23 protein-coding genes are annotated in these 24,085 nt (G+C 71.8%); 10 read left to right on the top strand and 13 right to left on the bottom strand.

Annotation, left to right across the window (positions count from 1 at the left end; translation table 11 throughout):
• The first annotated feature begins 18 nt into the window (after positions 1-18).
• Positions 19-309, top strand: a complete 291-nt coding sequence (locus ACFVXJ_RS27420; protein ID WP_389665651.1) for a PLD nuclease N-terminal domain-containing protein — start codon at positions 19-21, stop codon at positions 307-309.
• Positions 310-350: 41 nt separating this feature from the next.
• Here ACFVXJ_RS27420 and ACFVXJ_RS27415 read toward each other — a convergent pair whose 3' ends face one another.
• The 8 genes from ACFVXJ_RS27415 to hemL all read right to left on the bottom strand — a co-directional run bounded on the left by ACFVXJ_RS27415 (position 351) and on the right by hemL (position 8,646).
• Positions 351-854 carry an SRPBCC domain-containing protein gene (locus tag ACFVXJ_RS27415; RefSeq protein ID WP_389665649.1) on the bottom strand — a complete coding sequence of 168 codons (504 nt, stop codon included), beginning with the start codon at positions 852-854 and terminating at the stop codon, positions 351-353.
• A 25-nt stretch (positions 855-879) separates the two neighbouring features.
• A complete protein-coding gene (ccsB, locus tag ACFVXJ_RS27410) occupies positions 880-1,959 on the bottom strand; it encodes a c-type cytochrome biogenesis protein CcsB (RefSeq protein ID WP_389665648.1) in 1,080 nt (359 codons plus the stop codon).
• Positions 1,956-3,710 (bottom strand): cytochrome c biogenesis protein ResB, encoded by a 1,755-nt coding sequence (locus tag ACFVXJ_RS27405; RefSeq protein WP_389665646.1) that lies wholly within the window; start codon positions 3,708-3,710, stop codon positions 1,956-1,958. Before ACFVXJ_RS27405 ends, ccsB begins: the two co-directional genes overlap by 4 nt.
• A 13-nt stretch (positions 3,711-3,723) precedes the next feature.
• Positions 3,724-4,512 (bottom strand): cytochrome c biogenesis CcdA family protein, encoded by a 789-nt coding sequence (locus ACFVXJ_RS27400; RefSeq protein WP_389665644.1) that lies wholly within the window; start codon positions 4,510-4,512, stop codon positions 3,724-3,726.
• 4 nt (positions 4,513-4,516) lie between these two features.
• A complete protein-coding gene (locus tag ACFVXJ_RS27395; protein ID WP_389665642.1) occupies positions 4,517-5,146 on the bottom strand; it encodes a redoxin family protein in 630 nt (209 codons plus the stop codon).
• A gap of 66 nt (positions 5,147-5,212) precedes the next feature.
• Positions 5,213-6,439, bottom strand: coding sequence for a hypothetical protein (locus ACFVXJ_RS27390; protein WP_389665741.1), 1,227 nt, complete (start codon positions 6,437-6,439; stop codon positions 5,213-5,215).
• 198 nt (positions 6,440-6,637) lie between these two features.
• Positions 6,638-7,327, bottom strand: a complete 690-nt coding sequence (locus tag ACFVXJ_RS27385; RefSeq protein ID WP_389665640.1) for a histidine phosphatase family protein — start codon at positions 7,325-7,327, stop codon at positions 6,638-6,640.
• Positions 7,324-8,646: a glutamate-1-semialdehyde 2,1-aminomutase gene (hemL, locus tag ACFVXJ_RS27380; RefSeq protein ID WP_389665638.1), complete on the bottom strand. Its 1,323-nt coding sequence runs from the start codon at positions 8,644-8,646 to the stop codon at positions 7,324-7,326. Before hemL ends, ACFVXJ_RS27385 begins: the two co-directional genes overlap by 4 nt.
• 295 nt (positions 8,647-8,941) lie before the next feature.
• Here hemL and ACFVXJ_RS27375 point away from each other — a divergent pair, with 295 nt between their 5' ends.
• Complete coding sequence (locus ACFVXJ_RS27375; RefSeq protein WP_136216611.1) at positions 8,942-9,379, top strand: hypothetical protein; 438 nt, start codon at positions 8,942-8,944, stop codon at positions 9,377-9,379.
• Positions 9,380-9,427: 48 nt separating this feature from the next.
• Here ACFVXJ_RS27375 and ACFVXJ_RS27370 read toward each other — a convergent pair whose 3' ends face one another.
• Together ACFVXJ_RS27370 and ACFVXJ_RS27365 are read right to left on the bottom strand one after the other, a co-directional pair.
• Entirely contained in the window at positions 9,428-10,513 is a 1,086-nt protein-coding gene (locus ACFVXJ_RS27370; protein ID WP_389665636.1) for a serine hydrolase domain-containing protein, read from the bottom strand.
• Between the two features lie 185 nt (positions 10,514-10,698).
• The gene (locus ACFVXJ_RS27365; RefSeq protein WP_389665634.1) at positions 10,699-11,628 is read right to left on the bottom strand and encodes an RNA polymerase sigma-70 factor; all 930 of its coding nucleotides are present in this window, start codon (positions 11,626-11,628) and stop codon (positions 10,699-10,701) included.
• A gap of 180 nt (positions 11,629-11,808) precedes the next feature.
• Between ACFVXJ_RS27365 and ACFVXJ_RS27360 the strand changes: the two genes are divergently transcribed.
• From ACFVXJ_RS27360 to ACFVXJ_RS27350, 3 genes are all read left to right on the top strand, one after another.
• Positions 11,809-12,294: a carboxymuconolactone decarboxylase family protein gene (locus ACFVXJ_RS27360; RefSeq protein WP_389665632.1), complete on the top strand. Its 486-nt coding sequence runs from the start codon at positions 11,809-11,811 to the stop codon at positions 12,292-12,294.
• Between the two features lie 404 nt (positions 12,295-12,698).
• Positions 12,699-13,481 carry a Mut7-C RNAse domain-containing protein gene (locus tag ACFVXJ_RS27355; protein ID WP_389665630.1) on the top strand — a complete coding sequence of 261 codons (783 nt, stop codon included), beginning with the start codon at positions 12,699-12,701 and terminating at the stop codon, positions 13,479-13,481.
• A gap of 21 nt (positions 13,482-13,502) precedes the next feature.
• The gene (locus ACFVXJ_RS27350) at positions 13,503-15,038 is read left to right on the top strand and encodes an FAD-dependent monooxygenase (protein ID WP_389665628.1); all 1,536 of its coding nucleotides are present in this window, start codon (positions 13,503-13,505) and stop codon (positions 15,036-15,038) included.
• Between the two features lie 3 nt (positions 15,039-15,041).
• Here the strand turns inward: ACFVXJ_RS27350 and ACFVXJ_RS27345 are convergent, their stop codons facing one another.
• Positions 15,042-15,536 carry a hypothetical protein gene (locus ACFVXJ_RS27345; protein ID WP_389665627.1) on the bottom strand — a complete coding sequence of 165 codons (495 nt, stop codon included), beginning with the start codon at positions 15,534-15,536 and terminating at the stop codon, positions 15,042-15,044.
• A 202-nt stretch (positions 15,537-15,738) separates the two neighbouring features.
• Here ACFVXJ_RS27345 and ACFVXJ_RS27340 point away from each other — a divergent pair, with 202 nt between their 5' ends.
• Both ACFVXJ_RS27340 and ACFVXJ_RS27335 read left to right on the top strand, forming a co-directional pair.
• A complete protein-coding gene (locus ACFVXJ_RS27340) occupies positions 15,739-16,500 on the top strand; it encodes an SDR family oxidoreductase (protein ID WP_361313036.1) in 762 nt (253 codons plus the stop codon).
• A 145-nt stretch (positions 16,501-16,645) separates the two neighbouring features.
• The gene (locus ACFVXJ_RS27335) at positions 16,646-17,233 is read left to right on the top strand and encodes a Uma2 family endonuclease (protein WP_389665625.1); all 588 of its coding nucleotides are present in this window, start codon (positions 16,646-16,648) and stop codon (positions 17,231-17,233) included.
• 58 nt (positions 17,234-17,291) lie between these two features.
• Here ACFVXJ_RS27335 and ACFVXJ_RS27330 read toward each other — a convergent pair whose 3' ends face one another.
• Complete coding sequence (locus ACFVXJ_RS27330) at positions 17,292-18,485, bottom strand: RtcB family protein (RefSeq protein WP_389665623.1); 1,194 nt, start codon at positions 18,483-18,485, stop codon at positions 17,292-17,294.
• Positions 18,486-18,678: 193 nt separating this feature from the next.
• Between ACFVXJ_RS27330 and ACFVXJ_RS27325 the strand changes: the two genes are divergently transcribed.
• From ACFVXJ_RS27325 to ACFVXJ_RS27315, 3 genes are all read left to right on the top strand, one after another.
• Positions 18,679-19,569, top strand: coding sequence for a DUF3558 domain-containing protein (locus ACFVXJ_RS27325; RefSeq protein ID WP_389665621.1), 891 nt, complete (start codon positions 18,679-18,681; stop codon positions 19,567-19,569).
• Positions 19,570-19,751: 182 nt separating this feature from the next.
• Positions 19,752-20,612, top strand: coding sequence for a DUF3558 family protein (locus ACFVXJ_RS27320; protein ID WP_389665620.1), 861 nt, complete (start codon positions 19,752-19,754; stop codon positions 20,610-20,612).
• A gap of 227 nt (positions 20,613-20,839) precedes the next feature.
• Complete coding sequence (locus tag ACFVXJ_RS27315; protein ID WP_389665618.1) at positions 20,840-22,165, top strand: DUF2637 domain-containing protein; 1,326 nt, start codon at positions 20,840-20,842, stop codon at positions 22,163-22,165.
• A 93-nt stretch (positions 22,166-22,258) separates the two neighbouring features.
• Here the strand turns inward: ACFVXJ_RS27315 and lysS are convergent, their stop codons facing one another.
• Positions 22,259-23,986 (bottom strand): lysine--tRNA ligase, encoded by a 1,728-nt coding sequence (gene lysS / locus ACFVXJ_RS27310; RefSeq protein WP_389665617.1) that lies wholly within the window; start codon positions 23,984-23,986, stop codon positions 22,259-22,261.
• Positions 23,987-24,085: the final 99 nt, after the last annotated feature.

Raw genomic sequence — 24,085 nt, 5'->3', positions numbered from 1 at the left:
GGGAGTCGGTCCCGCACCGTGCTGCGCTACCTGCCGTTCCTGCTGATCATCGCGCTGACCATCTACGCCTTCATCGACTGCCTGAACACGCCGGAGGAGGAGGTCAAGCACCTGCCGAAGGTGGTGTGGGTGCTGATCATCCTGCTGTTCTCGATCGTCGGACCGGTGGTGTGGCTGTTCGCGGGCAGGACCCGGACGACGGCCGGCGGCGGCCGGGCCCGCCGCACCGAATGGGTGGCCCCCGACGACAACCCGGAGTTCCTGCGGTCCCTGCGCGAGGAGCGCGACAAGAACGAGGACAAGGACTGAAGACGAGGACTGAAGACGAGGACTGGGCGTGGCGCCCGCGCTCAGGGCCGCCGGGCGAGGGGGCGCGCGTAGGAGTCGCGCAGCTCGGCGCGGCGGGCGCGCGACCAGCCGACGGGGGCCGTGAGCGCCGCTTCCAGGAGTTCGAAGTGCTGGTGCCAGTCCGCCAGGACCTCCGGCGGGACGGGCCCCGGGCCCTCGCCCTCGCGCTCGTTCAGGAACCGGATCACCGTCGAGTCGGTACCGACCGGCTCCAGGTGGAAGCGGATCCGGCCGAGCCCGCCGAGGGTGTACTCCACGACCCGCTCCACGTCCCAGGCCGTGATCCGGCCCGATGCCGGCGGGCCGCCGTCGAGCGGGCGCAGGGTGACGGCCCCGCCGAGGTGCCGCTCCAGGACCTCCGCCTCGCCCAGCCAGCCGCGCAGCCCGTCCGCCGTGGTCAGCACGGGCCACAGGGCTTCGTACGCGTACGGCAGGTGCGGCTCGAAGCGGATCAGCCGGCGGTCCTCGCCGCGGCTCTCGCTGGTGCCATGGCTCACGGGAGACATGACACCAGCGTCCCACTCCCGCCGGTCAGACGCCCGCGTACGAGTGCTTGCCGTTGAGCAGGATGTTCACGCCGTAGTAGTTCCAGATCCAGCAGGCGAAGGCGAACAGCGCCAGGTAGGCGGCCTTGCGGCCCTTCCAGCCGGCCGTGGCCCGCGCGTGCAGGTAGCAGGCGTACGCCACCCACGTCACGAAGGACCAGACCTCCTTGGGGTCCCAGCCCCAGTACCGGCCCCAGGCGTCGCCCGCCCAGATGGCGCCGGCGATGATCGTGAAGGTCCACAGCGGGAAGAACGCCGCGTTGATCCGGTACGAGAACTTGTCGAGCGTGGCCGCCGAGGGCAGCCGCTCCATCACCGAGGTCATGAAACGGCCGGGCTGCTCGCCGCGCTCCAGCCGGGCCTCGTAGCCGTCGCGGAACAGGTACAGCAGCGTGCCGGTCGCGCCGATGTAGAAGACCGCGCCGCAGATGATCGCGGTGGAGACGTGGATCCACAGCCAGTACGAGTGCAGGGCCGGGACGAGCTGGTCGCTGGCGGTGTAGAGCCAGGTGGTGGCGATGCCCAGGTCCAGCAGGACGGTCGTGACCAGGATCAGACCCATCCAGCGGACGTTCTTCCCCAGCACCAGCAGGATCAGGTACGCGGCGACGGCCACCGTGGAGAAGGTGAGCGAGAACTCGTACATGTTGCCCCAGGGGGCCCGCTTCACGGACGTCGCGCGCGCGACGACGCCGGCCGCCTCGATGAGGAACGCGAGCGCGGTCATCGAGACCGCGATCCGCCCGTACAGGTCGCCCTGCTCGGTGCCGCCCGCGGCGCCGGGGCCGTCCGGGACGTCACGGGTGCCGGCGGCGGACCGGGTGACGACCTTCGGCCGGTCGAGGACGGCGGTGCCCCCCTTGGCGCGCACCTGCACCGCAGGGGCCGCGGCGGCCTTGGCACCCGTCAGCGCGGCGGCCGTACGGCCGACCTTGCTGCGGCTGCCGAAGATCCACTCGGCGATGTGGGCGAGGAAGGCGAGCGTGTAGACCGCCATCGACGAATAGACCAGGTAGTTGCTGATCTGGGCCAGGTTCTCATTGGCCTCGGCTGCGAGCGGCGTCATCCGCGCTCCCCTTCAACGGTTTCCTTGACAGGTTGGTCGGGCGCCGTGGGCGCCTGCTGGTGGAGCGCGGCGGCGAGCGCGGCCAGCTCCTCCGGGAGCTTGGTGGACTCGCTGCGGCCGAGACCCGCCATCTCGACGACGGTCACCCCGTCCTCGCCCGTGACCGCGCGGACCCAGATCCGGCGGCGCCGGATGAACAAGGAGCCGGCCAGGCCGCCGATGGCGGCGATGGCGCCCGCGAGCGCGAGACCGCTGCCCGGCTGGTGGGTGATCGAGAAGGTGGCCCAGCGCTCGATGCCCTCGAACTTCACGGTGCCCGCGCCGTTCGGCAGGGTCATCGTCTCCCCGGGCAGCATCTTCTGCTTGAACAGCTGACCCGAGTCGTCCTTGAACATCTGCATCTTCGACGTGTCGAGCTGGTAGACGTTCTGCGGCAGACCGGAGTCCACGCCGAGGCTGCCGTGCCAGGCGCTGAGCATGAGCGCCGGGAAGTCCAGGTCGGGGAACTGGGAGAACATCGTCCCCTTGCCCTCGCCCGCGAACGTCGGCACGAACATGGCGCCGAAGCCGAGCTGCTCCTTCTTGCCGTCCTTGTCCTTGTAGCCGTCGGTGACCTTGATGGCACCGGAGGAGGTGAGGTTGGAGTCCTGCGGGAGCATCGGCACGGCGTCCTTGAAGATCACCTTGCCGGTGGGGTCGGTCACCGAGACGATCGGCGCGTAGCCGTGGCCCAGGAGGTAGACCTTGGAGCCGTCCACCTCCAGCGGCTTGTTGACCTCGATCTCGCGCTTGTGCGGTGCGCCGTTCGCGCCGTCGCGGAAGGTGACGTACGCCTTGAAGTCGCGGGCGGTGCCCTTCTGCGGGCCGGTCTTGGCGTACGAGGCGTCGAACCGGTCCAGGGTGAAGGAGAACGGCGGCAGGTCGTCGGGGGTGAAGAAGGACCCGGACTTGAAGTCGTCGTACTGGGTGAGGGTGTTGGAGAAGCCCTTGCCGCGCAGGACGAGCTTGCCGCCCTCGGACTTGTAGAGCTGCCCCCAGGCGAAGGCCACCAGCATGACGATGAGCGCGACGTGGAAGGCCAGGTTGCCGGCCTCGCGCAGGTAGCCCTTCTCGGCGGCCACGGAGCCGGAGCGCGCCTCGGTGGCGCGCGTCTCGGTGCGGAAGCGGCTGCCGCCGAGCACCTTCCCGGCCGCCGCGACGACCTCGTCGGCGGGCTTGTCGGTACGCCACGTCGTGTACGCGGGCAGCCGGTCGAGCCGCTTGGGCGCGCCGGGCGGCCGGCCGCGGAGCTGGCCCACGAACTGCCAGGAGCGCGGCAGGATGCAGCCGATCAGCGAGACGAACAGCAGCAGGTAGATCGCGGAGAACCACACCGAGCTGTAGACGTCGAAGAGCTGGAGCTTCTCGGCGACCGTCACCCAGGAGGGGTGCTCGCGCTTCCAGGTGGCGACCTTCATCGCGTCGACCTGGGTCTGCGGGATGAGCGAGCCGGGGATCGAGGCCAGGGAGAGCAGGAACAGCAGGATCAGCGCCACCCGCATCGAGGTGAGCTGGCGCCAGAACCAGCGCAGCCAGCCGAGCACGCCGATCCCGACGGGGGCGCCGGGGGCGTCCTCCAGGGGGGCGGTGGACAGCTGCGCCCCGGCGGCGGCGTCGTCCGTCTGCCGGGACGCGTCGGTCTCCGGCGTCTCGGTCTGCGGCGTGTCGGTCTGCTGGGACGCCTCGGGGGACGCCTTGTCGGTCGTACTCATGTCCGTGTAGTCCTCAGATCCCCACCGTGAAGCCGTTGGTCCAGCTCTGCATGTCGCTGATGAGCGTGCCCCACCAACCTGTGACGAGGAGCAGTCCGGTGACGATCAGCATGCCGCCGCCGATCCGCATCACCCACGCGTAGTGCCGCTTCACCCAGCCGAACGCGCCGAGCGCCTTGCGGAACGCGAGGGCCGTGAGGATGAACGGCACCCCGAGGCCCAGGCAGAACACCGTGGTCAGCAGGGCGCCGCGGCCCGCGGTCGCCTGGTCGATGGAGAGCGTGTTGACGGCCGCGAGGGTGGGCCCCATGCAGGGGGTCCAGCCGACGCCGAAGAGTACGCCGAGCAGGGGCGCGCCGATCAGTCCGGCGGCCGGCTTCTTGTGGAAGCGGAACTCGCGCATCGTCAGACCGGGGATCGCCCCCATGAAGAACAGGCCGAGCACGATCACCAGGCCGCCGAGGACGCGCGCTATGACGTCCTTGTTCTCCGCGAGCGTGTCCCCGAAGTACCCGAAGAGCGCGCCCGTCGAGACGAACACGGCGGTGAAACCGAGGACGAACAGGGTCGCCCCGGCCAACATCCGGCCGCGCCGCGCCTCGGCGAGGTCGGCGCCGCCCACCCCGGTCACGTAGGAGAGGTAGCCGGGGACCAGGGGCAGCACGCAGGGCGAGAAGAAGGAGACCAGGCCGGCCAGCAGCGACAGGGGCAGTGCGAGCAGCAGCGCCCCGTTGAGGACGGTGGTGTTCACGCCGGTCGCCTCGGCGGCGAGGAGGTGGAGCTCGGTGACCTCGGTGACCACGGGGTCACTTCTCCGCGAGCAGCGGGTCGATCATCGAGCGCAGTTGGGTCTCGTTGAGCGCCACCAGCGTGCGGGCGGCGATCCTGCCCTCCTTGTCGAGGACGACCGTGGAGGGGATCGACTGCGGGTTCAGCGTGCCCTTGGGGAAGCGGAGGATCAGCCGGCCGTCGGGGTCGTAGAGGCTCGGGTAGGTGATCCCGAAGTTCTCTTCGAAGGCGGCGGCGTTCTGCTTGCTGTTGTCGCGGATGTTCAGGCCGACGAAGGCGACGTCCTTGCCGCCGTCGGTCAGCTCCTTCGACACCTTGGCGAAGTACGGGGCCTCGGCGCGGCACGGCGGGCACCACGAGCCCCAGACGTTGAGGACGACGACCTTGCCCTTGAGGGCGGTGGTGTCGAGCGTCTTGCCGTCGACCGTCTCGCCGTCGAGCTTGGGCGCCTGGGTGCGCTCGCCCTTGGCGACGGTGGAGATCCCGCCGGCGCCGACGACGTAGTTCCCGCCGGCGGAACCGGAGGGTTTGCTGCTGCCCGAATCGCCGCACGCCGTAAGGGTCAGGGCGCTCGCGAGGGTCACCGCGGTCAGCAGACTGACGCGGCCGCTGATCGAGCGGCGGCGGGGGGCTTGGCCAAGGCTCATGTGAAAAGTTTCGCATGACCGATTTGCGGATCTTCCGCGCCCCCCGGGGGTGTGTTAAGCCGCTGGTCAGCCGAGGGTGAGATACGTGCGCCAGCCACCGGCCGGCTCCTGACCGGGGGCGAGGGCGCCCAGCTTGGCCAGGAGACGCTGGTCCTGGACGTCGAGCCAGTCGACGAACTGCCGGAAGGACACGAGCCGTACATCCTTTTTGTCCGAAATGCCTTTGAGGGCTTCCTCGACGGCGTCCATGTAGATCCCGCCGTTCCACTCCTCGAAATGGTTTCCGATGAACAGCGGCGCCCGGTTGGTCTCGTACGCGCGCCTGAAGCCCCCGAGGTAGGCCGCGGTGGCCTGGGTGCGCCAGGCGGGGTAGTTGCCGGGAACGCCCCGGGTGGTGTTGACGGACTGGTTCGCGAGGATGTTGTAGTCCATCGACAGCACCTCGAAGGAGTGCCCGGGGAAGGGCATCGACTGCAGGGGCAGGTCCCACAGTCCCTCCCGCTTTCCCGGCCACCGCTGTTCGCCGCCGGGCGAGGAGGCGTCGTAGCGCCAGCCGAGCTTGCGGGCGGTGAGCAGCAGGTTGTCCTGGCCGAGGAGGCAGGGGGTGCGGGCGCCGACCAGCTCCTTGCCGTAGTCGAAGGGCAGCGGCTCCAGGTCGGTGAAGCCGGTGTTGGTCCGCCAGTTGGTGACGAACGACACGGCCTGGTCGATCTCGCTCTGCCAGTCCTCCGGGCTCCAGTGGGCGACCGAGCCGGAGCCGGCGCAGAAGTGGCCGTTGAAGTGGGTGCCGACCTCGTGCCCGTCCAGCCACGCCTGGCGCACGTGGGTGAGGGTGGCGCGGATGTGCTCGTCGCTCAGGTAGCCGATGTCGGAGGCGCCGACGGGGTTGCCGGGCGGCCGGTAGAGGTCCCTCTTGGACTCGGGCAGCAGGTAGAGCCCGGAGAGGAAGAAGGTCATGGCCGCGCCGTGGTCCTTGGCGACCTTGAGGAAGCGCGGGAAGAGGCCGTTGCCGACCTCGCCGGCGCCGTCCCAGCTGAACACCACGAACTGGGGTGGGGTCTCACCGGGCTGGAGCGGCACGGGGGTGGGCGGCTGGTGGGGCTGGGGGCCGGTGTCGGCGGTGGAACCGTCGCCGATCGGCTTGATCACGGGCGCACCGGCCTTGGCGCCGCCCCTGGGCTTCGCGGGGCCCGGACCGCCCGGGCCCGACGTGGCGCCGCCGCATCCGGCGACGCCGGCCGCCGCGGCGCCAAGTCCGAGGCCGAGCAACACCCTTCGGCTGTAGTCGCGCACATCGCTCATGAAATGTCATACAAACTGACATTCAGGCGGAGCGGGAGGGCGACACGGTCACCCCGGAGCGACTTGTACGAAAATAGGCCAACCCTTGGCACATCCCAGGCCAAGCCCGGGCGGCGGACGGGCGGGCGGCCGGGGCCCGGGCGGTGGCGGGCGGCCGGGGCCCGTAGCCCCGTACCGCCCGGCCCGGGACTACGCGCCGAACGCCTTGGACTTCCCCTTCACCGGCTTCGCCCCCGCCAGCAGATGCGCCGGCACCAGGTCGCGGGCCGGCTCGCTGTACCCCACCGACACCAGCGCGTCGCCCTGGAACGTGAACGAGGTCAACGACGCCAACGTGCACTGACGGCGACGCGGGTCGTGCCACAGCCGCCGCTTCTCCGCGAAGCTGCGCACGATCCAGATCGGCAGCTGGTGGCTCACCGCCACCGCCTCGTGCCCGCGCGCCGCGTCCCGCGCCGCCTCCAGCGCGCTCATCATCCGCACGACCTGCTCGACGTACGGCTCGCCCCAGGACGGCTTGAACGGGTTCGTCAGGTGCTTCCAGTTCGCCGGCTTGCGCAGCGCCCCGTCACCGACGCCGAACGTCTTGCCCTCGAAGACGTTCTTCGCCTCCAGCAGCCGCGCGTCGCTCGCCACGTCCAGCCCGTGCGCCTTCGCGACCGGCGCGGCCGTCTCCTGCGCCCGCTCCAGCGGCGAGGACACCACGTAGGTGATGTCCCGCGACCGGAGGTGCTCCGCGACCCGCTCGGCCATCTCCCGACCCAGCTCGGAGAGGTGGTAACCGGACCGGCGGCCGTAGAGCACGCCGTCCGGGTTGTGCACCTCGCCGTGCCGCATCAGGTGGACGACGGTGATCTCGCCCAACGTGTCGCCGCTCATGCGGTGGCCTCCGCGGCGGCTCGGGCGGCGGCGGGCAGCGCGGCGGCGATGCGCTCGACGGCCTGCTCGTCGTGGGCGGTGGACACGAACCACGACTCGAACGCCGACGGCGGCAGGTAGACGCCCTGCGCCAGCATCGAGTGGAAGAAACCGTTGAAGCGGAAGGCGTCCTGCTTCTTCGCGTCGTCGTAGTTCCGCACCTCGTCCTCGGTGAAGAACACCGAGAACATGTTGGAGGCGGTCTGCAACCGGTGCGCGACGCCCTCCTTGGCCAGCGCCTCGGTGACCAGGCCCTGGATCTGCCGCGACACCGCGTCGACCTTCTCGTACGCCGCCTCGTCCAGCAGCCGCAACTGCGCGAGACCGGCCGCGGTGGCGACCGGGTTACCGGAGAGCGTGCCCGCCTGGTAGACCGGGCCGGCCGGGGCCAGGTGGCCCATCACGTCGGCGCGACCGCCGAACGCCGCGGCCGGGAAGCCGCCGCCCATGACCTTGCCGAAGGTCATCAGGTCCGGCTTGACGCCGTCGACGCCGTACCAGCCGGCGCGGGAGGTACGGAAGCCCGTCATCACCTCGTCGGAGATGTAGAGCGCGCCGTTCTCCCGGCACAGGTCGGCCAGGCCCTGGTTGAAGCCCTCGCCGGGGGTGACCACGCCCATGTTGCCGGGCGCGGCCTCGGTGATCACACAGGCGATCTCGCCCGGGTGCGCGGCGAACGCCGCCCGGACCGCCGCCAGGTCGTTGTAGGGGAGCACGATCGTGTCGCCGGCCTGCGCGCCCGTGACACCCGGGGTGTCGGGGAGCGCGAACGTCGCCAGCCCCGAACCGGCCGAGGCCAGCAGCGCGTCGACGTGACCGTGGTAGCAGCCGGCGAACTTCACGACCTTGGCCCGGCCGGTGAAACCGCGGGCCAGTCGGATCGCCGACATGGTCGCCTCGGTGCCCGACGACACCAGACGCACCTGCTCGACGGGCTCGATGCGCGCGACGATCTCCTCGGCGAGCGCGACCTCGCCCTCGCCCGGCGTACCGAAGGAGGTGCCGCGGGCGACGGCGGCCTGGACCGCCTCGATCACGGCGGGGTGGGAATGGCCGAGGATCATCGGCCCCCACGAGCAGACCAGGTCGACGTACTCGCGGCCGTCGGCATCGGTCAGATACGGACCGGTACCAGACACCATGAACCTGGGCGTACCCCCCACGGCGCGGAAGGCACGCACGGGAGAGTTCACGCCGCCGGGCGTCACTACGGACGCGCGCGCAAACAGGTTCTGCGAGACTGGGGCTTCATAGGGATACGGGTAGCTCACACCAGCCATGGTCTCAGAGGCCGCGACGGACTTGCGGACGGGCGTTTCACCGCGCCGCCCCGGGGGAGGTCACTGCCATGATGATCAGGCTGCGTGGCGGGGGCCGCGGGGCCGGGGCAGGCAATACCAGTCGGGTGGAGATATGCAACGCGGTGGTGGACCGGGCGAGGGTACGGACGGCCTGGATCCGCAGCGCGCCCGCGATGCCCGCCGCCGCGGCAAGCACCGGCGGCGCGGCACCGAGGCCGCCGATGCGGTACCCGAACCCGCCCGCCCGGCGGACGACCTGCCCAAGGGACGTGGCATGGGGGTGACCTACAAGTACTTCGGCGCCCCGGACGGCGCCACGGCGGCGCGGGTGCCCGTCACCATGCGGCCCGAGGAACTCGGCGGGGACGAACTGGGCATGGGCGGCCTGTTCACCAAGATCAAGCCGGAGACTATGGCGGCGATGGTCCTGACCGGCATCGAAGGCATACCCCTGCACAAGGTGCCCCCGCTGGAACTGGTCGTCCTCCACCCCGACTACGCGGTGGTCAAGCTCCCGATGACGGTGGTCGACCCGCTGCGCGGCGTCGGCGAGGAGTCGGTCGGCGCGGCGGCCTTCATCTGGTCCACGGTCCCCGACCGCGGGGGACCGAGCGACGCGTTCAACGTGTACCAGCTCCTGCACGAGTGGCAGGACTTCTCCCACCGCCTCCACGAGGCGGGCCACCAGGCGTACTGCCTCGTCTGGCCGTGACGCCGTGAGGCGATGAGGCCGTGACGCCCGACCCCTCCGCGTGCCGCCTCACCCGGTGAGGGTCTTGAGGGCGCGCTCGCGCAACGGGGCCAGGGGGACGCGGGGGGCGCCGTTGTGGACGGCGTTGGTGGTGATGACCACGTAGCGGCCGGTGGCGGGGGCGAGGAAGAGGCTCGTTCCGGTGAAGCCGTGGTGGTACGCCACCGTTCCGCCGGCGGCGATGATCCAGCCCAGGCCCCGGTAGAGACCCGGCTCGATCTCGACCTGCGGGGCGAGGCTCTCGCGCAGCCACTGGACGAGCGGACTCGCGTGGTCGGGGTCCGTGTGGTCGGGGTCCGCGGGGTCGGTGCGCGTGTGGCCGGTGCCGGTGTGGCCGCCCAGCAGGTGCTCGGCGTACGTGGCGAGGTCGGCGGCCGGCGCGAAGACCCCGGCGTGGCCGGCGACCCCGCCCATCGTCGCGGCGTTCTCGTCGTGCACCACGCCCCAGAGCCGGTCGTGGCCGTCGGGGTGCTCGGTCGGCGCGACATCGGGCGCCTGCGGGATCGGCCCGTAGCCGGTGCGGCCCATGCCCAGCCCGGCCCAGAAGTCGGCGGCCTGACGGGCCAGGGGCCGGCCGCCGACGTGGGCCAGGGCCAGGCCGAGCAGGATGTAGCCGCGGTTGATGTAGCGGTGGGTGCCGGGGAGGTTCTCCATCAACTCGTGGCAGATCAACTCGTGCAGCGGCCGGGAGGTGAGGTCGTAGAGGTCGAGGCGCGTGGCGGCCTGGAGGCCCGAGGTGTGCGACAGCAGTTGGCGCACCGTGGCCTCGCCGCTGGGCATGTGGCCGTCCATCGGCGGCAGGTACGCCCGCACCGGGGTGTCGAGGTCGAACAGCCCGTCGGCCACCGCGCGACCGACGAGCGGCCAGGTCGCGGTGACCTTGGTGAGGGAGGCCAGGTCGTAGACGGTGTTCTCGTCGGGGGCCTTGGGGTTGGTGTACGGGGAGACCACCCCGGCGGAGATCACGGTCCGCTCCCCCGCGGCCGTACCGCAGACGATGACGCCGCCGGGGGTGGCCCCGGCGGCGACGATCTCGTCCAGCGCGTCGCGCAGCCCGTGGGTCTCGGCGGTCGTGAACGGTACGGCCTGGGTCATCTCTGCCTCCGGGGTGGTGCCGTGCGGTGGTGGTGCCGTGCGGTGGTGGTGCCGTGCGGTGGTGATCTCCGCGCTTAGCGTGGCCAGAGCGGGCGCGGGCCGCCCGTCGCCGCGCCGGACCGTCCGCCGGGTCCCCCGCGCGGGTGGTTCCCGTACGCCCCCGGGGCGTTCCGTTCCCGCCCGGGTCAGCGGCGCAGGGCGGTCTCCCTCCCCATGTGCGACAGCTTCTGGGGGTTGCGCACGGCGTACAGCCCGGTGATCAGGCCGTCGTCGATGCGCAACGCCAGGACGGTGTCCAGTTCGCCTTCGAGGTGGAGGACCAGCGCCGGGTGGGCGTTGACCTGCGCCGGGCGCAACGTCGCCGCGGCGACCCGGCCGAGGCCGGCGGCCAGCAGGCGGGCCACCTTGTCGGCCCCCGTGACGGGCCGCAGGACGGCCTGCTTGATCCCGCCGCCGTCGCCGACGAGGACGACGTCGGGGGCGAGGAGGTCGAGCAGCCCCTGGAGGTCGCCCGTCTCGACCGCCCGCCGGAACGCGTCGAGCACGCCCCGGGTCTCGGCCCGGGAGACGGCGCCGCGCGGCCGGCGTGCGGCGACGTGCGCCCGCGCCCGGTGGGCGATCTGACGGACCGCGGCCGGGCTCTTGTCGACGGCCTCGGCGATCTCGTCGTAGCCGAGGTCGAACACCTCGCGCAGCACGAACACCGCCCGCTCGGTCGGTGCGAGCGTCTCCAGGACCAGCATCATCGCCATGGACACGCTGTCGGCCAGCTCGACGTCCTCGGCCACGTCCGGTGCGGTCAGCAGCGGCTCGGGCAGCCACTCGCCGACGTACGTCTCCTTGCGCCGGCCGAGCGCGCGCAGCCGGCTCAACGCCTGGCGGGTCGTGATCCGGACCAGGTACGCCCGCCGGTCCCGCACCGTGTCGAGATCGACCCCCGCCCAGCGCAGCCAGGTCTCCTGGAGGACGTCCTCCGCGTCGGCGGCCGAGCCGAGCATCTCGTAGGCGACGGTGAACAGCAGGTTGCGGTGGGCGACGAACGCCTCGGTGGCGGCCGCGGACCCGCCCGTGTCCCCCGCGCGCTCACGGGCCTCACTGTGCTGTTCGTTCTTCACCGGCTGCTCCTCGTCCGTTCGTTCCGACGCTGACCCGCGCACAAGACGCCGCTCCCCGCGTCCCTGTGACATCCCGGCATCGTGGCGCTCGTCACAGGGCCGCACCTGTCACAGCGAGCGGGCCGCCGGCATCTCGTGTTCGTCACCGCAACACCACGAGCCACGAGTGAGGACGAGGTCATGGACGCCCGATTCAACCTGTTCGACAACGAGATCGCGGTCAGGTTCGCCAAGCGGTTCGCCAACGCCGGTCTGGCCATCCAGCAGTCGCCGCTGGCGAAGTCCACGCAGGAGCTGGTGTCGCTGCGCGCCAGCCAGATCAACGGCTGCGGCTGGTGCATCGACATGCACACCAAGGAGGCCACGGCCGCCGGCGAGAGCGCGGTCCGGCTGCACTTGGTCGCCGCGTGGCGCGAGTCCACGGTGTTCACCGAGGCGGAGCGGGCCGCGCTGGCGCTGGCCGAGGAGGGCACCCGGCTCGCCGACACCCACCAAGGCGTCTCCGACGAGACGTGGGCGCGGGTGCGCGAGCACTACGACGACGACGAGATCGCCGCGTTGGTCTCGCTGGTCGCCCTGATCAACGCGGCCAACCGACTGGCCGTGATCGTCCACCAGCGCGGCGGCTCCTACGAACCCGGCATGTTCACCGCCGCCCTCGCCTGACCGCCACCCCCACCGGCCGGCGACCCGTGGCCCCGCAGGCCCCGACCCCGGCACGGGTGCCGAGCCACCGGCCGACCGCCGGACCGTTACGCCGGGGCCTGTGGCCGCGGGCCGGGCGGTGCCGGGGCCCGGTCGGCCGCGGCGCCGCCGCGCGAGCGCCCCCGGGCTCCGCCCGGGCCTCACGGGGCTCCACCCCGCACCCCGCGCCTCAAACGCCGGCGAGGCTGAATTTCCTCGCCGCCGCCGGCGCGGGGCGGCATCCGGCGCTCCGCCGCTGGCACGGGTGGGGGTCCGCCCGCCGGACTGGCGGCAGCCGGCACCCGGCCCGGGCCGGCGGTCGGCGCCCGGGGGCCCGGTGCCGAAATTCCCCCCGGGGCGCCGGGGGCGAATGGCATGCTGGCAGGGTGAACGGACCCGGCATTCAGCTCACCCTCGCGCCCGAACTGCACGTCTTCGCCGCCCCCAGTCGGCGCGCCGCGCGCGTTCCCACCGCGACCGACGGCGCCTCCAGCCTCGGGCACGTCGTCGAGTCCGCCGGCGTCCCGCTCACCGAGGTCGGTCGGCTGCTCGTGGACGGCCACGAGGTGCCGGTCTCGTACGTGCCCCAAGCAGGCGAACTCGTCGAGGTGTTCGGCGTCGACCGACCCCAGCGCGTCCCGCAGCGCAACGGCCACGGCGAAGGCCACGGCGACGACGACGGCACCACCGCCCTCCGCTTCCTCCTCGACGTCCACCTCGGCACGCTCGCCCGCCGCCTGCGCCTGCTCGGAGTCGACGCCGCCTACGAGAACGAGGACATCGGGGACCCCGCCCTCGCCACCCGCTCCGCCGCCGAGCACCGCATCCTGCTCTCCCGCGACCGCGGCCTGCTGCGCCGCCGCGAGATCTTCGCCGGCGCCTACGTCTACAGCGACAACCCCGACGAGCAACTGCGCGACGTACTCAGCCGCTTCGCCCCGCCCCTCGCGCCCTGGACCCGCTGCACCGCCTGCAACGGACCACTGCGCGAGGCCGACAAGGACAGCGTCGGCGACCGCCTCCAACACGGCACGCAGCGCTCCTACGACGTGTTCGCCCAGTGCGCCGACTGCGAGCGCGTGTACTGGCGCGGCGCCCACCACGCCCGCCTGGAGCGGATCGTCTCCGAAGCCCTCGCCGAGTTCGGCGGCGGTGACGCCGCCGCCTGATCTGCGGCAGACTGCCGAGGCATGACTGCCGCAGAGGACACCACCCCGCACGCCGTCGTCGACGTCGCCGTGGTCGGCGCCGGACCTACCGGTCTCCTGCTCGCCGGCGACCTCGCCGCCGCCGGCCTCTCCGTCACCCTCATCGAGCGACGCCCCCGCACCGCCGCCAATCTGACCCGGGCCTTCGCCGTCCACGCCCGCACCCTCGAACTCCTCGACGCCCGCGGCGTCGCCGACCAGCTCGTCTCCACCGGCCGACGGATCGACCGCCTTCGCCCCTTCGGTGGCATGACCCTCTCCCTCCAACAGCTGCGCACCCGCTACCCGTTCGTACTGATCACCCCCCAATATGAGACAGAGAAACTGCTGGAGCGTCGCGCTCTGTCCACAGGGGCGGTCATCCGATATGACTGGCAAGTCACCGGCCTCCACCAGGACGACGACACCGTCACCCTCGATATCACCACCCCCACCGGCCCCGTGCGACAGACCGCCCGCCACGTCGTCGGTACCGACGGCGTCCGCTCCACCGTCCGCCAGGCCCTCGCTCTGCCCTTCCCCGGCCAGGCCGTCGTCCGCTCCATGGTCCTGGCCGACGTACGCCTGACCCGGCCCCCCGAGGACTTCCTCGCCGTCAACGGCAGCGCCGACGCCTTCGCCCTCGTCGTCCCCTTCGGCGACGGCTGGTACCGCGCCATCGCCTGGCACCGCGACGGCCGCGCCGCCGACACCGACCCCGTCGACCTCGAAGAGCTGCGCACCATCACCCGCGCCGCCCTCGGCACCGACCACGGCATGCACGACCCCCGCTGGATGTCCCGCTTCCACAGCGACGAACGCCAGGTCCCCCGGTACCGCGTCGGCCGCGTCTTCCTCGCCGGCGACGCCGCCCACGTCCACTCCCCCGCCGGCGGCCTCGGCATGAACACCGGCCTCCAGGACGCCGCCAACCTCTCCTGGAAGCTCGCCGCCGTCCTCCACGGCCACAGCCCCGACCCCGAGGCCCTCCTCGACAGCTACCACCGCGAGCGCCACCCCGTCGGCCGCCTCGTCCTGCGCGCGAGCGGCGCCCTCCTCCGCACCGCCATGGTCAGCGACCCCGCCCGCCGCGCCGCCCGCGCCCTCGGCGCCGCCTTCCTCGCCCGCTCCCGCCCCGCCCGGGAACGCGCCCTCGGCCTGGTCTCCGGCATCGGGATCGGCTACCCGCCCCCGCCCGGCACCCACCGCCCCACCACCGCGGGCCGCCGCGCCCCCGACCTGCCCCTCGCCGGCGGCCTGCGCCTCTACGAGGCTCTGCGCACCGGCGGCTTCGTCCTCGTCACCCCTCCCGACCGGCCGACTCCGCCCGGCAGCCCGCTCGCCCACCACCACTGGCCGACCGGGCGGCGTACGACGGCAGCCGTCCTCGTACGCCCCGACGGCTACGTCGCCTGGAGTTCCGAGCACGCCGACGACGCCGCCACCGCGTCCGCCGTCGCGTCCTGGCTCCTGCCGCGGCCCGCGCCGCACAAGGAGGAACCGCACAAGCAGGAACCCCGCGGCCCCTTCGAGGAGTAGCCCTCAGAAGGCGTACGGGTCCCCGGTGTCCAGCGCCAGTACCGCCTGCTCGTTGTTGACGCTGTTGCGGTCGGCGACATCGCCGTTCCACCACGTGTCGATCCGCACCACCACCTCCGGAACCCGCTCCCGCAGCCCGAGCAGCAGCGCGATGTGCCGGCCCTGCCCGTGCGCGGGCAGCGGCCCGGTCTCGCACACCACCTCGCGCCGTCCCGCCCGCGCGCAGCCCTCCGCCGGCTCCTGCCGGTCCGCGAGGTCCGCCGACAGCCGCACCCGCAGCGTGGCGCCGGCCACCGCGTCGGGCCCCTCGTTGCGCGGGACCAGCCACACCCGCAGCCGTCCGTCGTCCAGCGAGACCCGCCCGTGGTACGAGACGTCCGCCTCGGGCTCGGGCGTCCGCGCCCCGGCGCTGCCCGCGCCCCACGCACCGCCCAGCACCAGCAAGCCCGCCACCACCACACTCCGTACGGCACCACGGCGCACCGCCACCACCTCCACGCGCGGACGCTAGACCGCCCGGACGCACGCCGATCGGACCATCACACGAACGAGGGCGCGGCGCGGCACCTGACGGCGGCCAACCGGCCGCACCCCGCGCCCGACCGCTGTCCGACCGGCGCCACCGTGTCATCCGCCTATGCTGGCCGGGAATCGACCGTACGAACGAACGACGCACGACGAACGAACGAGGAGCACGCCCATGAGCCCCGCCACCCGGACCGCCGTAGTCACCGGCGCGAGCAGCGGCATCGGCGCGGCCACCGCCCGACAGCTCGCGGCGGCCGGCTACCACGTCGTCCTCACCGCCCGCCGCAAGGACCGCATCGAGGCCCTCGCCGCCGAGCTCACCGACGCCGGACACGAGGCCACCGCCCACGCCCTCGACGTCACCGACCGCGCCGCCGTGGACGCCTTCGCGGCCTCCCTGCCGCGCTGCGACGTGCTCGTCAACAACGCCGGCGGCGCACTCGGCGCCGAGCCCGTGGCGACCGGCGACCCCGCCGACTGGCGCACGATGTACGAGGTGAACGTCATCGGCACGCTCCACGTCACCCAGGCCCTCCTCCCGGCCCTGGTCGCCTCCGGCGACGGCACGGTGGTCGTCCTGTCCTCCACCGCCGGGCACTCCACGTACGAGGGCGGCGCCGGCTACGTCGCCGCCAAGAACGGCGCCCGCGTCCTCGCCGAGACGCTCCGCCTGGAGATCGTCGGACAGCCCGTCCGCGTCATCGAGATCGCGCCGGGCATGGTCAAGACGGAGGAGTTCGCGAAGACCCGCTTCCGGGGCGACGCCGAGAAGGCCGAGAAGGTCTACGCGGGCGTCGCGCACCCCCTGTCCGCCGACGACGTGGCCGACACCATCACCTGGGCGGTGACCCGCCCCAGCCACGTCAACATCGACCTGCTGGTGGTCCGCCCCCGCGCCCAGGCGTCCAACACCAAGGTCCACCGCGAACTCTGACCGGTCCAAGTGCTCGCCCCGGCGCCGCAGCCCCCTGGTCGCCGGGCCGGCACACCGAACCGGCGCATCGAACGGGTGAAGTCTCACGAAGTGTCAGCACACGCGGCTACGCTCCGAAAGTGTGAGTCACGAAAAGGAGGAAGCTGTGGCCGTGATACAGCACGAGACCACGATCGCCGAGGCCGCCGATCGTCTCTCCAAGGAGCTTCCCGGACACCGAGTGGAGATTCTCCAGGGGAGGCTCACCGTGACACCACCTGCCGACGGGGCGCACGCGGAGTCCTTGACCTGGCTCATCGAACAATTCTTCACGGCCGGGGCCCGGCAGGCAGGTATGAGATACCTCCAGGGCATCGGTCTCTGGCTGCCATCGGGACCGACAGACTTCGCGATCCCGGACTTCTCCCTCGTCGAGGCCGACTACCGCGACGCACACGTCGAGAAGAACTGCTTCGCGCCGCACGTCTTCCGCATGGTCCTTGAGGTCACTTCGTCCAACTGGTCCGACGACCTGGGCTCCAAAGTCGACTGCTACGCCCAAGCCGGAATCCCGGTGTACGTCGTGGCCGACCGCCGCCACGACGAGGCCGTCCTCTACACCGACCCGCGCGGCGGCGAATACCGCTCGCGCAAGTGCTTCAAACGGGGCACGTCCCTCCCTCTCCCCGGGTCCACCGGGGTAACGCTGGAACTGCCTGTGGACCGCCTCCTCGACGGCGACGAGGGTCGATGACACGCGGAGGGTCCCGGACCGTTGACGGTCCGGGACCCTCCGCTCCCACCGGTGCTCGTCAGCCCTTGACGCAGATGACCTGCTTGAGCTTCGCGACCACCGCGACCAGGTCCGTCTGTTGGTCGATGACCTGCTCGATCGACTTGTAGGCACCCGGGATTTCGTCCACCACACCTGAGTCCTTGCGGCACTCCACGCCCTTCGTCTGCTCGGCGAGGTCCCGGGCCGAGAACCGCTTCTTCGCCGCCGTCCGGCTCATCTTGCGGCCGGCGCCGTGCGAGGCGGAGTTGAAGGACTTCGCGTTGCCGAGACCCTTCACGATGTACGAGCCCGTCCCCATCGAGCCCGGGATGATCCCGTAGTCACCACTGCCCGCGCGGATCGCGCCCTTGCGCGTGACCAGCAGGTCCATCCCGTCGTACCGCTCCTCCGCCACGTAGTTGTGGTGGCAGCTGATCTCCTGCTCGAAGGAGACCTTGGCCTTGCGGAACTCCTTGCGGATGACCTCCTTGAACAGGCTCATCATCACGGCGCGGTTGAACTTCGCGTACTCCTGCGCCCAGAAGAGGTCGTTGCGGTACGCCGCCATCTCCGGGGTCGCCGCCAGGAAGACGGCCAGATCCTGGTCGACCAGGCCCTGGTTGTGCGAGAGCCCGCGAGCCACCTCGATGTGGAAGTTCGCCAGTTCGTTGCCGATGTTGCGCGAGCCCGAGTGCAGCATGAGCCAGACCGAACCTGACTCATCAAGACAAAACTCGATAAAGTGGTTGCCCTGGCCAAGGCTTCCCATCTGCCGCATCGCACGGTCCCGCCGGTACTTCACCGCGTCCGTGACGTAGTCGAAGCGCTCCCACAGGTCCCCGAATCCCGCCGCCCCGAAGCCGTACAGCCGGGCCGGGTCCACCGGCTCCCTGTGCAGGCCCACGCCCACCGGGATGGCCCGCTCGATCTTCGACCGGAGCGCCGACAGGTCCCCCGGGAGGTCGTTCGCCGTGAGGGAGGTCTTCACCGCCGACATGCCGCAGCCGATGTCGACGCCCACCGCCGCCGGGCAGACCGCGTCCTTCATCGCGATCACCGAACCGACCGTGGCGCCCTTGCCGTAATGCACGTCCGGCATGACGGCCAGGCCCTTGATCCACGGGAGCGTGGCGACGTTGTGCAGTTGCCGCATCGCGTGGTCCTCGACCGACGCGGGATCGGTCCACATCCGGATCGGGACCTTCGCCCCGGGCACCTCTACATACGACATAACAGCCTCAAAACCCCGTTACCCACAGGAAAGTAGGAATACGCAAAAAGCCTCGCTCATGGCTCCAAAGCGGACAAGGAACCGGCGCCGGCACCAGCGTGTGCGATAGACATTGTGTCCAGCCGTGCCCCAGCCACGGCAAAGCAATTTCCTGACCGCCGGGCAGCCGGCCGGCCGAAGGGAGCCATGGGACGTGCAGCGCAAGGCGGTACGACGGCGGGCCCTGCCAGGCGTCGCGATCCTCACCGCGCTCGTGGCCGGGGTCACCGGCCTCACCGGGTGCACCGAGACGAGCGGCTCCGGGGCCACCACCGACGCGAAGGCCGGCGGGAGCACCGCCGTCCCCGTCCAGCCGGGGAAGTACCGCAACCTCCCCGCGCCCTGCAAGGCCGCCGACGCCAAGCGGCTGCGGGCCATGCTCCCGGCCGACGAGAGCCTCACCACCGAACAGCGCGAGCGGCTCTACGCCGGCACCGCGGACGCCTCGTACGACGCCGACCGGCGCGTCGGCTGCCGTTGGACCGCGCAGACGCCCTCCGAGACCCGGCTGCTGTCCATCGGCTTCGAGCGCGTGGTCTCATACGACCGGGCCACCACGAGCGACGACGACAAGGCGCGCCAGGTGTACGTGCGCCGCCTCACCGACGCGCACCTGCCGTTCCCCGGCGCTTCGGCGACGCCCTCCCCGACCGCCTCCGCCGCCGCCCCGAGCACCGCCCCGAGCGCGGCCCCGAGCGCGCCCCCCGGCCAGGGCGGCAGCCCCGGTGCCAGTGCCGGTAGTACGAATGCCGGTACCAGTACGAGTGCCGGCGCCGGCCCTACCCCCACCGCCCCGCCCGAGCTCGGCTCCCGCGTGCTGGAGGGGCTCGGCAACGAGGCCTACATCGAGGACAAGCTGAGCCCCGCCGGCACCACCGCCCCCCAGTCGCGCACCGTGCGCACCGTGTTCCGCACCTCGAACGTCATCGTCACCATCGAGTACAGCGTCCAACCCGCCCAGCCCGGCGTCGTGCCCTCCAGCGTGGAAACCCAGGGTCAGGTACGACAGTTGGCGCAGGCGCTCGTCGAGCGTTTCAACGAATGACCGCACGCGCCGGAAAGGGGCGCGCGCGGCCCGCGTGACGGCGCGCACAGCAGCCGGGCGCCGGGTCGGGCTACCGTTGTTCGAGTCCCGCGCCCGCAACGCGCCGACACCAAGGGCCGCACCAGGGCCGCAGCAAGGCCCGCACGAAGGCCCGTGAGACGGCCCCAACGACTGAAGGAACCATGCACCGATCAGCCTCGCGCCTCACCCGCGTTCTCGCCTGCGCAGCCGTCCCGGTGATCCTCACCGTCGCCGGATGCTCCTCCGATTCAGGCGGCAAGGGTACGGGCTCGGACGGCAAGAAGTCCGATTCCTCCGCATCCTCCAAGCCGGGCGGGAAGAAGACGCCCGCCCTGGAGAAGGTGGCGTTCACCACGCTGCCCGAGCCCTGCAAGGCCGTGCAGTCGAAGACCATCGACACGCTCGTACCCGAGGCGAAGGACAAGAACGGCACGGCGACGAAGTCGAACGACCTCTCCAGCCGCGCGAGCTGCTCCTGGAACGGCCTCGACGAGGACGGCCTCAAGGGCTCGCAGTACCACTGGCTGTCCATCTCGCTGGTCCGCTACGACTCCCACGCCACCCTCGGCAGCGGCGACAAGCGCGCCGAGGACCAGTACAACAAGCAGGTCGAGACGGCGAAGAAGGTCGACGGCGCCCACGACGTCAAGGTGGAGCAGGCCGGCGGGATCGGCGACCAGGGCACCTCGGTCGTCTACGGCGTGAAGAAGGACGTCGACTTCTTCAACAACACCATCGTCGTCCGCGACAAGAACGTCGTGATCACCCTGGACTACAACGGTGCCGCCTACGAGGGCGCCTCCGCCCCCGACCAGGGCAAGCTGCTCCAGGACGCCATCGCCGCGGCCAAGGAGACGGCCGCCTCGGTGGAGGCCGCGGGCACCGGACAGCCGACCCCCAACCAGCCGGCCCCCGGACAGGGTGCCGGGCAGGGCGCGTCGCAGTCCCCGCAGTCCCCGCAGCCGTCGCAGTCGGCCCAGGAGTCCAAGTCCCCGGAGCCCTCGAAGTCCCCGGGCCAGTAGTCGGGGTGCGGTAGTCGATGCGGTAGCCGGCGCGGGACGGCGGTGGCCGCCGGTAGTCGCCGGGGGTGGCCGGTGGCTGCGGGCTGCCGGCGGCCCACGACGCCGGGAAACGGCAGGACCGGGGGCAGCGGTAGGGCTGACATCCAGTCACCCGTACTCTGTGCCTGCCCGGGCTCGTCACAGTCCCGGCAGCAGCTCGTAGCACGTCGAAGGGGAGGGGATCTCGGGTGGCCGCGATGCAGCTGACTCGTACGCACCGGATACTCATCGGTGTCGTGGTCGCCGGAGCCGTGGTCATCGCGGGCATCGGTTTCGCGGGGTCGTACTCCGCAGTGCGCGCGCTGGCCTTGAAGAAGGGCTTCGGCAACTTCTCCCTGGTGTTCCCCATCGGCATCGACGCCGGCATCTGCGTGCTGCTGGCGCTCGACCTGTTGCTGACCTGGATCCGGATACCCTTCCCGCTGCTGCGCCAGACGGCGTGGCTGCTGACCGCCGCGACGATCGCGTTCAACGGCGCGGCGGCGTGGCCGGATCCGCTCGGTGTCGGCATGCACGCCGTGATCCCGATCCTGTTCGTGGTCACCGTCGAGGCGGCCCGGCACGCGGTCGGCCGGATCGCGGACATCACCGCCGACCGGCACATGGAGGGCGTCCGGATCACCCGCTGGCTGCTCTCCCCCGTCCCCACCTTCAAACTGTGGCGCCGGATGAAACTGTGGGAGCTGCGCTCCTACGAGCAGGCGGTCGGCATGGAGCAGGACCGGCTGATCTACCAGGCCCGCCTCCAGGCCCGCTACGGGCGCGCCTGGCGCCGCAAGGCCCCCGTGGAGGCGCTGATGCCGCTGCGCCTGGCCCGTATCGGCGTGCCGCTCGCCCAGACCGCCCCGACGGGTCTGGCCGCGGCCGGCATCGACCCGCTGCTGCTGCCCCCGGCCGAGGCGGGCGCGGACCCCGCGGCCGGCGCCCCCGCCCTCGAAGCGGCGCCCGACGCCCCGGCCACCGCCCAGGCCCGGGCCCAGGCGTCCGAAACCCCCGCCCCGCAGGCCCAGGCCGCCCAGGGCGCCCCCCAGCCGGTGGTCCCGGGCCCGCTCCCGGCGCAGCTCCCCTTCGCGGTGGAGCCGACCGCCATGCCCGCGGCCCACAACAGCGCCTGGTTCGCCGCGCCCCTGGCCCCGCAGGCGGCGTACGAAGGCGGCTACAACCCCCAGTACGTCGAGGGCCTGGAGCCGACCCCGGTGATGGCCCCGGCCGGTCCCGACCAGCAGGAGCAGGCCGCCGCGCCCGCGACCGCCCCGGCCCCTGAGCACGCCGCGGGACCGGAGTACGGCCCGGACCCGGACATCGACGAGGTGAAGTTCGCGGAGGCCGCCTACGAGGTCTTCCGCGCCTTCCTCGACGAGCACTCCCAGTTCCCGACCCCGGAACAGGTGGACATACACCTCTCGGACCGCCACGGGATCGTGCACCCGCGCAGCGCCTCGATGATCCGCCGCCTGATGCCGGAGCTCAAGCTCCGCTACCAGCGCGACCTGGAGAACGAGCACATCGCCTGACCCGCCCACGACACGTGGGAAGGGCCCGTACCCCCGGAAACCACCCCGGGGTACGGGCCCTTCCCATGTCCTACGGACGGGTCCTACGAGGACTCAGGCGGCCAGCAGCTTGCGCACCCGGTCCGCCCCCACCGCCAGCAGCAGCGTGGGCAGCCGCGGCCCGGTCTCCCGGGTCACCAGCAGCCGGTACAGCAGCGCGAAGAACGTGCGCTGCGCGACCTTGAGCTCCGGCGTCGGCTTGGCGTCGGGCTCCAGCCCGGCCATCACCTTCGGCACGCCGTAGACCAGCGTGGTCAGCCCGTCGAGCGACCAGTGCGAGTCCAGTCCCTCCAGGAGCAGCCGCAGCGACTCCCGGCCCGCGTCGTCCAGCGAGGCGAGCAGCTCGGTGTCGGGCTCCTCGCGCACCAGGGTGCGCTGGTCGGCCGGGACCTGGGTGGTGATCCAGTTCTCGGCGCGGTCCAGCCGCGGCCGTACCTCGTCCAGCGAGGCCAACGGCCGCTCCGGCTCCAGGTCGGACAGGATGCGCAGCGTCTGCTCGTCGTGTCCGGCGGTGATGTCGACCACCGAGGCGAGCGTGCGGTACGGCAGGGGGCGCGGGGTGCGCGGCAGCTCGCCCGCGGCGGTCCGCACGGCGCGGGTGTGCGCGGCGGCGTCGGCCGGCAGCACGGAGCCGTCGGCGACCTTGGCCTCCAGCTTGTCCCACTCGTCGTACAGCCGCTGGATCTCCTGATCGAAGGCGATCTTGAAGGACTGGTTCGGGCGGCGGCGCGCGTACAGCCAGCGCAGCAGCTGCGGCTCCATGATCTTGAGCGCGTCGGCCGGGGTCGGGACCCCGCCCTTGCTGGACGACATCTTGGCCATGCCGCTGATGCCGACGAACGCGTACATCGGTCCGATCGGCTGCTCGCCGCCGAAGATGTGCACGATCTGCCCGCCGACCTGGAACGACGAGCCGGGCGAGGAGTGGTCGACGCCGGAGGGCTCGAAGATCACGCCCTCGTAGGCCCAGCGCATGGGCCAGTCGACCTTCCAGACCAGCTTGCCGCGGTTGAACTCGCTGAGCGCGACCGTCTCGGTGAACGCGTCCTCGGTGCAGACGTAGGTCAGCTCCGTGGTCGCGTCGTCGTACGAGGTGACCTTGGTGAAGTCCTTGCCGCACTGGCCGCAGTACGGCTTGTACGGGAAGTACTCCGCGCCCTCGGCGCTGCCGTCGTCCTCGGCGGCGGCGCCCGACCCCTCGGCGGCCTCCAGCTCGGCCTCGTCCACCGGCTTCTGCTGCGGCTTCTTGCCGCCCGGCTTCTGCTTCGTGCGGTACTGGTCGAGTACGGCGTCGATGTCCGCGCGGTGCTTCATCGCGAACAGCACCTGCTCGCGGTAGACGCCGGTCGTGTACTGCTCGGTCTGGCTGATCGGGTCGTACTCGACGCCCAACTCGGCCAGCGACTCGACCATCGCGGCCTTGAAGTGCTCGGCCCAGCTGCCGTACGGGGACCCGGCCGGGGCCGGGACGGCGGTCAGCGGCTTGCCGATGTGCTGCGCCCAGCTCTCGTCCACGCCCTCGACGCCCGCCGGCACCTTGCGGTAGCGGTCGTAGTCGTCCCAGGACAGGACGTGCCGGACCTCGATGCCCCGGCGGCGGATCTCGTCGGCGACCAGGTGCGGGGTCATGACCTCGCGCAGGTTGCCCAGGTGGATCGGGCCGGAGGGGGAGAGTCCGGACGCGACGACGACAGGTTTGCCGGGTGCTCGGCGCTCCGCCTCGGCGATGACCTCGTCCGCGAAACGGGAGACCCAGTCGGTCTCGGTGCTGCTCTGAGCCACGACACGTCCTTCTATCTCGAATGCTGGCTTACGCCATTCTCCCAGACGGAAGAGGCCGCTCCGGGGTTGCTTTTCTCCCGGGAAAGCGCGGGGCCTCCC

This window comes from Streptomyces sp. NPDC058279, from assembly GCF_042881255.1.
Classification (GTDB): Bacteria; Actinomycetota; Actinomycetes; order Streptomycetales; family Streptomycetaceae; genus Streptomyces.
This window is presented reverse-complemented; position numbering and strand designations above follow the sequence as displayed.

Coding starts and splice junctions, on each gene's coding strand:
- ACFVXJ_RS27405 (WP_389665646.1), bottom strand. CDS start 3,710: ATGAGTACGACCGACAAGGCGTCCCCCGAGGCGTCCCAGCAGACCGAC.
- ACFVXJ_RS27340 (WP_361313036.1), top strand. CDS start 15,739: ATGAGCCCCGCCACCCGGACCGCCGTAGTCACCGGCGCGAGCAGCGGC.
- ACFVXJ_RS27320 (WP_389665620.1), top strand. CDS start 19,752: ATGCACCGATCAGCCTCGCGCCTCACCCGCGTTCTCGCCTGCGCAGCC.
- ACFVXJ_RS27415 (WP_389665649.1), bottom strand. CDS start 854: ATGTCTCCCGTGAGCCATGGCACCAGCGAGAGCCGCGGCGAGGACCGC.
- ACFVXJ_RS27350 (WP_389665628.1), top strand. CDS start 13,503: ATGACTGCCGCAGAGGACACCACCCCGCACGCCGTCGTCGACGTCGCC.
- hemL (WP_389665638.1), bottom strand. CDS start 8,646: ATGGCTGGTGTGAGCTACCCGTATCCCTATGAAGCCCCAGTCTCGCAG.
- ACFVXJ_RS27385 (WP_389665640.1), bottom strand. CDS start 7,327: ATGAGCGGCGACACGTTGGGCGAGATCACCGTCGTCCACCTGATGCGG.
- ACFVXJ_RS27395 (WP_389665642.1), bottom strand. CDS start 5,146: ATGAGCCTTGGCCAAGCCCCCCGCCGCCGCTCGATCAGCGGCCGCGTC.
- ACFVXJ_RS27330 (WP_389665623.1), bottom strand. CDS start 18,485: ATGTCGTATGTAGAGGTGCCCGGGGCGAAGGTCCCGATCCGGATGTGG.
- ACFVXJ_RS27370 (WP_389665636.1), bottom strand. CDS start 10,513: ATGACCCAGGCCGTACCGTTCACGACCGCCGAGACCCACGGGCTGCGC.
- ACFVXJ_RS27360 (WP_389665632.1), top strand. CDS start 11,809: ATGGACGCCCGATTCAACCTGTTCGACAACGAGATCGCGGTCAGGTTC.
- ACFVXJ_RS27375 (WP_136216611.1), top strand. CDS start 8,942: ATGGGGGTGACCTACAAGTACTTCGGCGCCCCGGACGGCGCCACGGCG.
- ccsB (WP_389665648.1), bottom strand. CDS start 1,959: ATGACGCCGCTCGCAGCCGAGGCCAATGAGAACCTGGCCCAGATCAGC.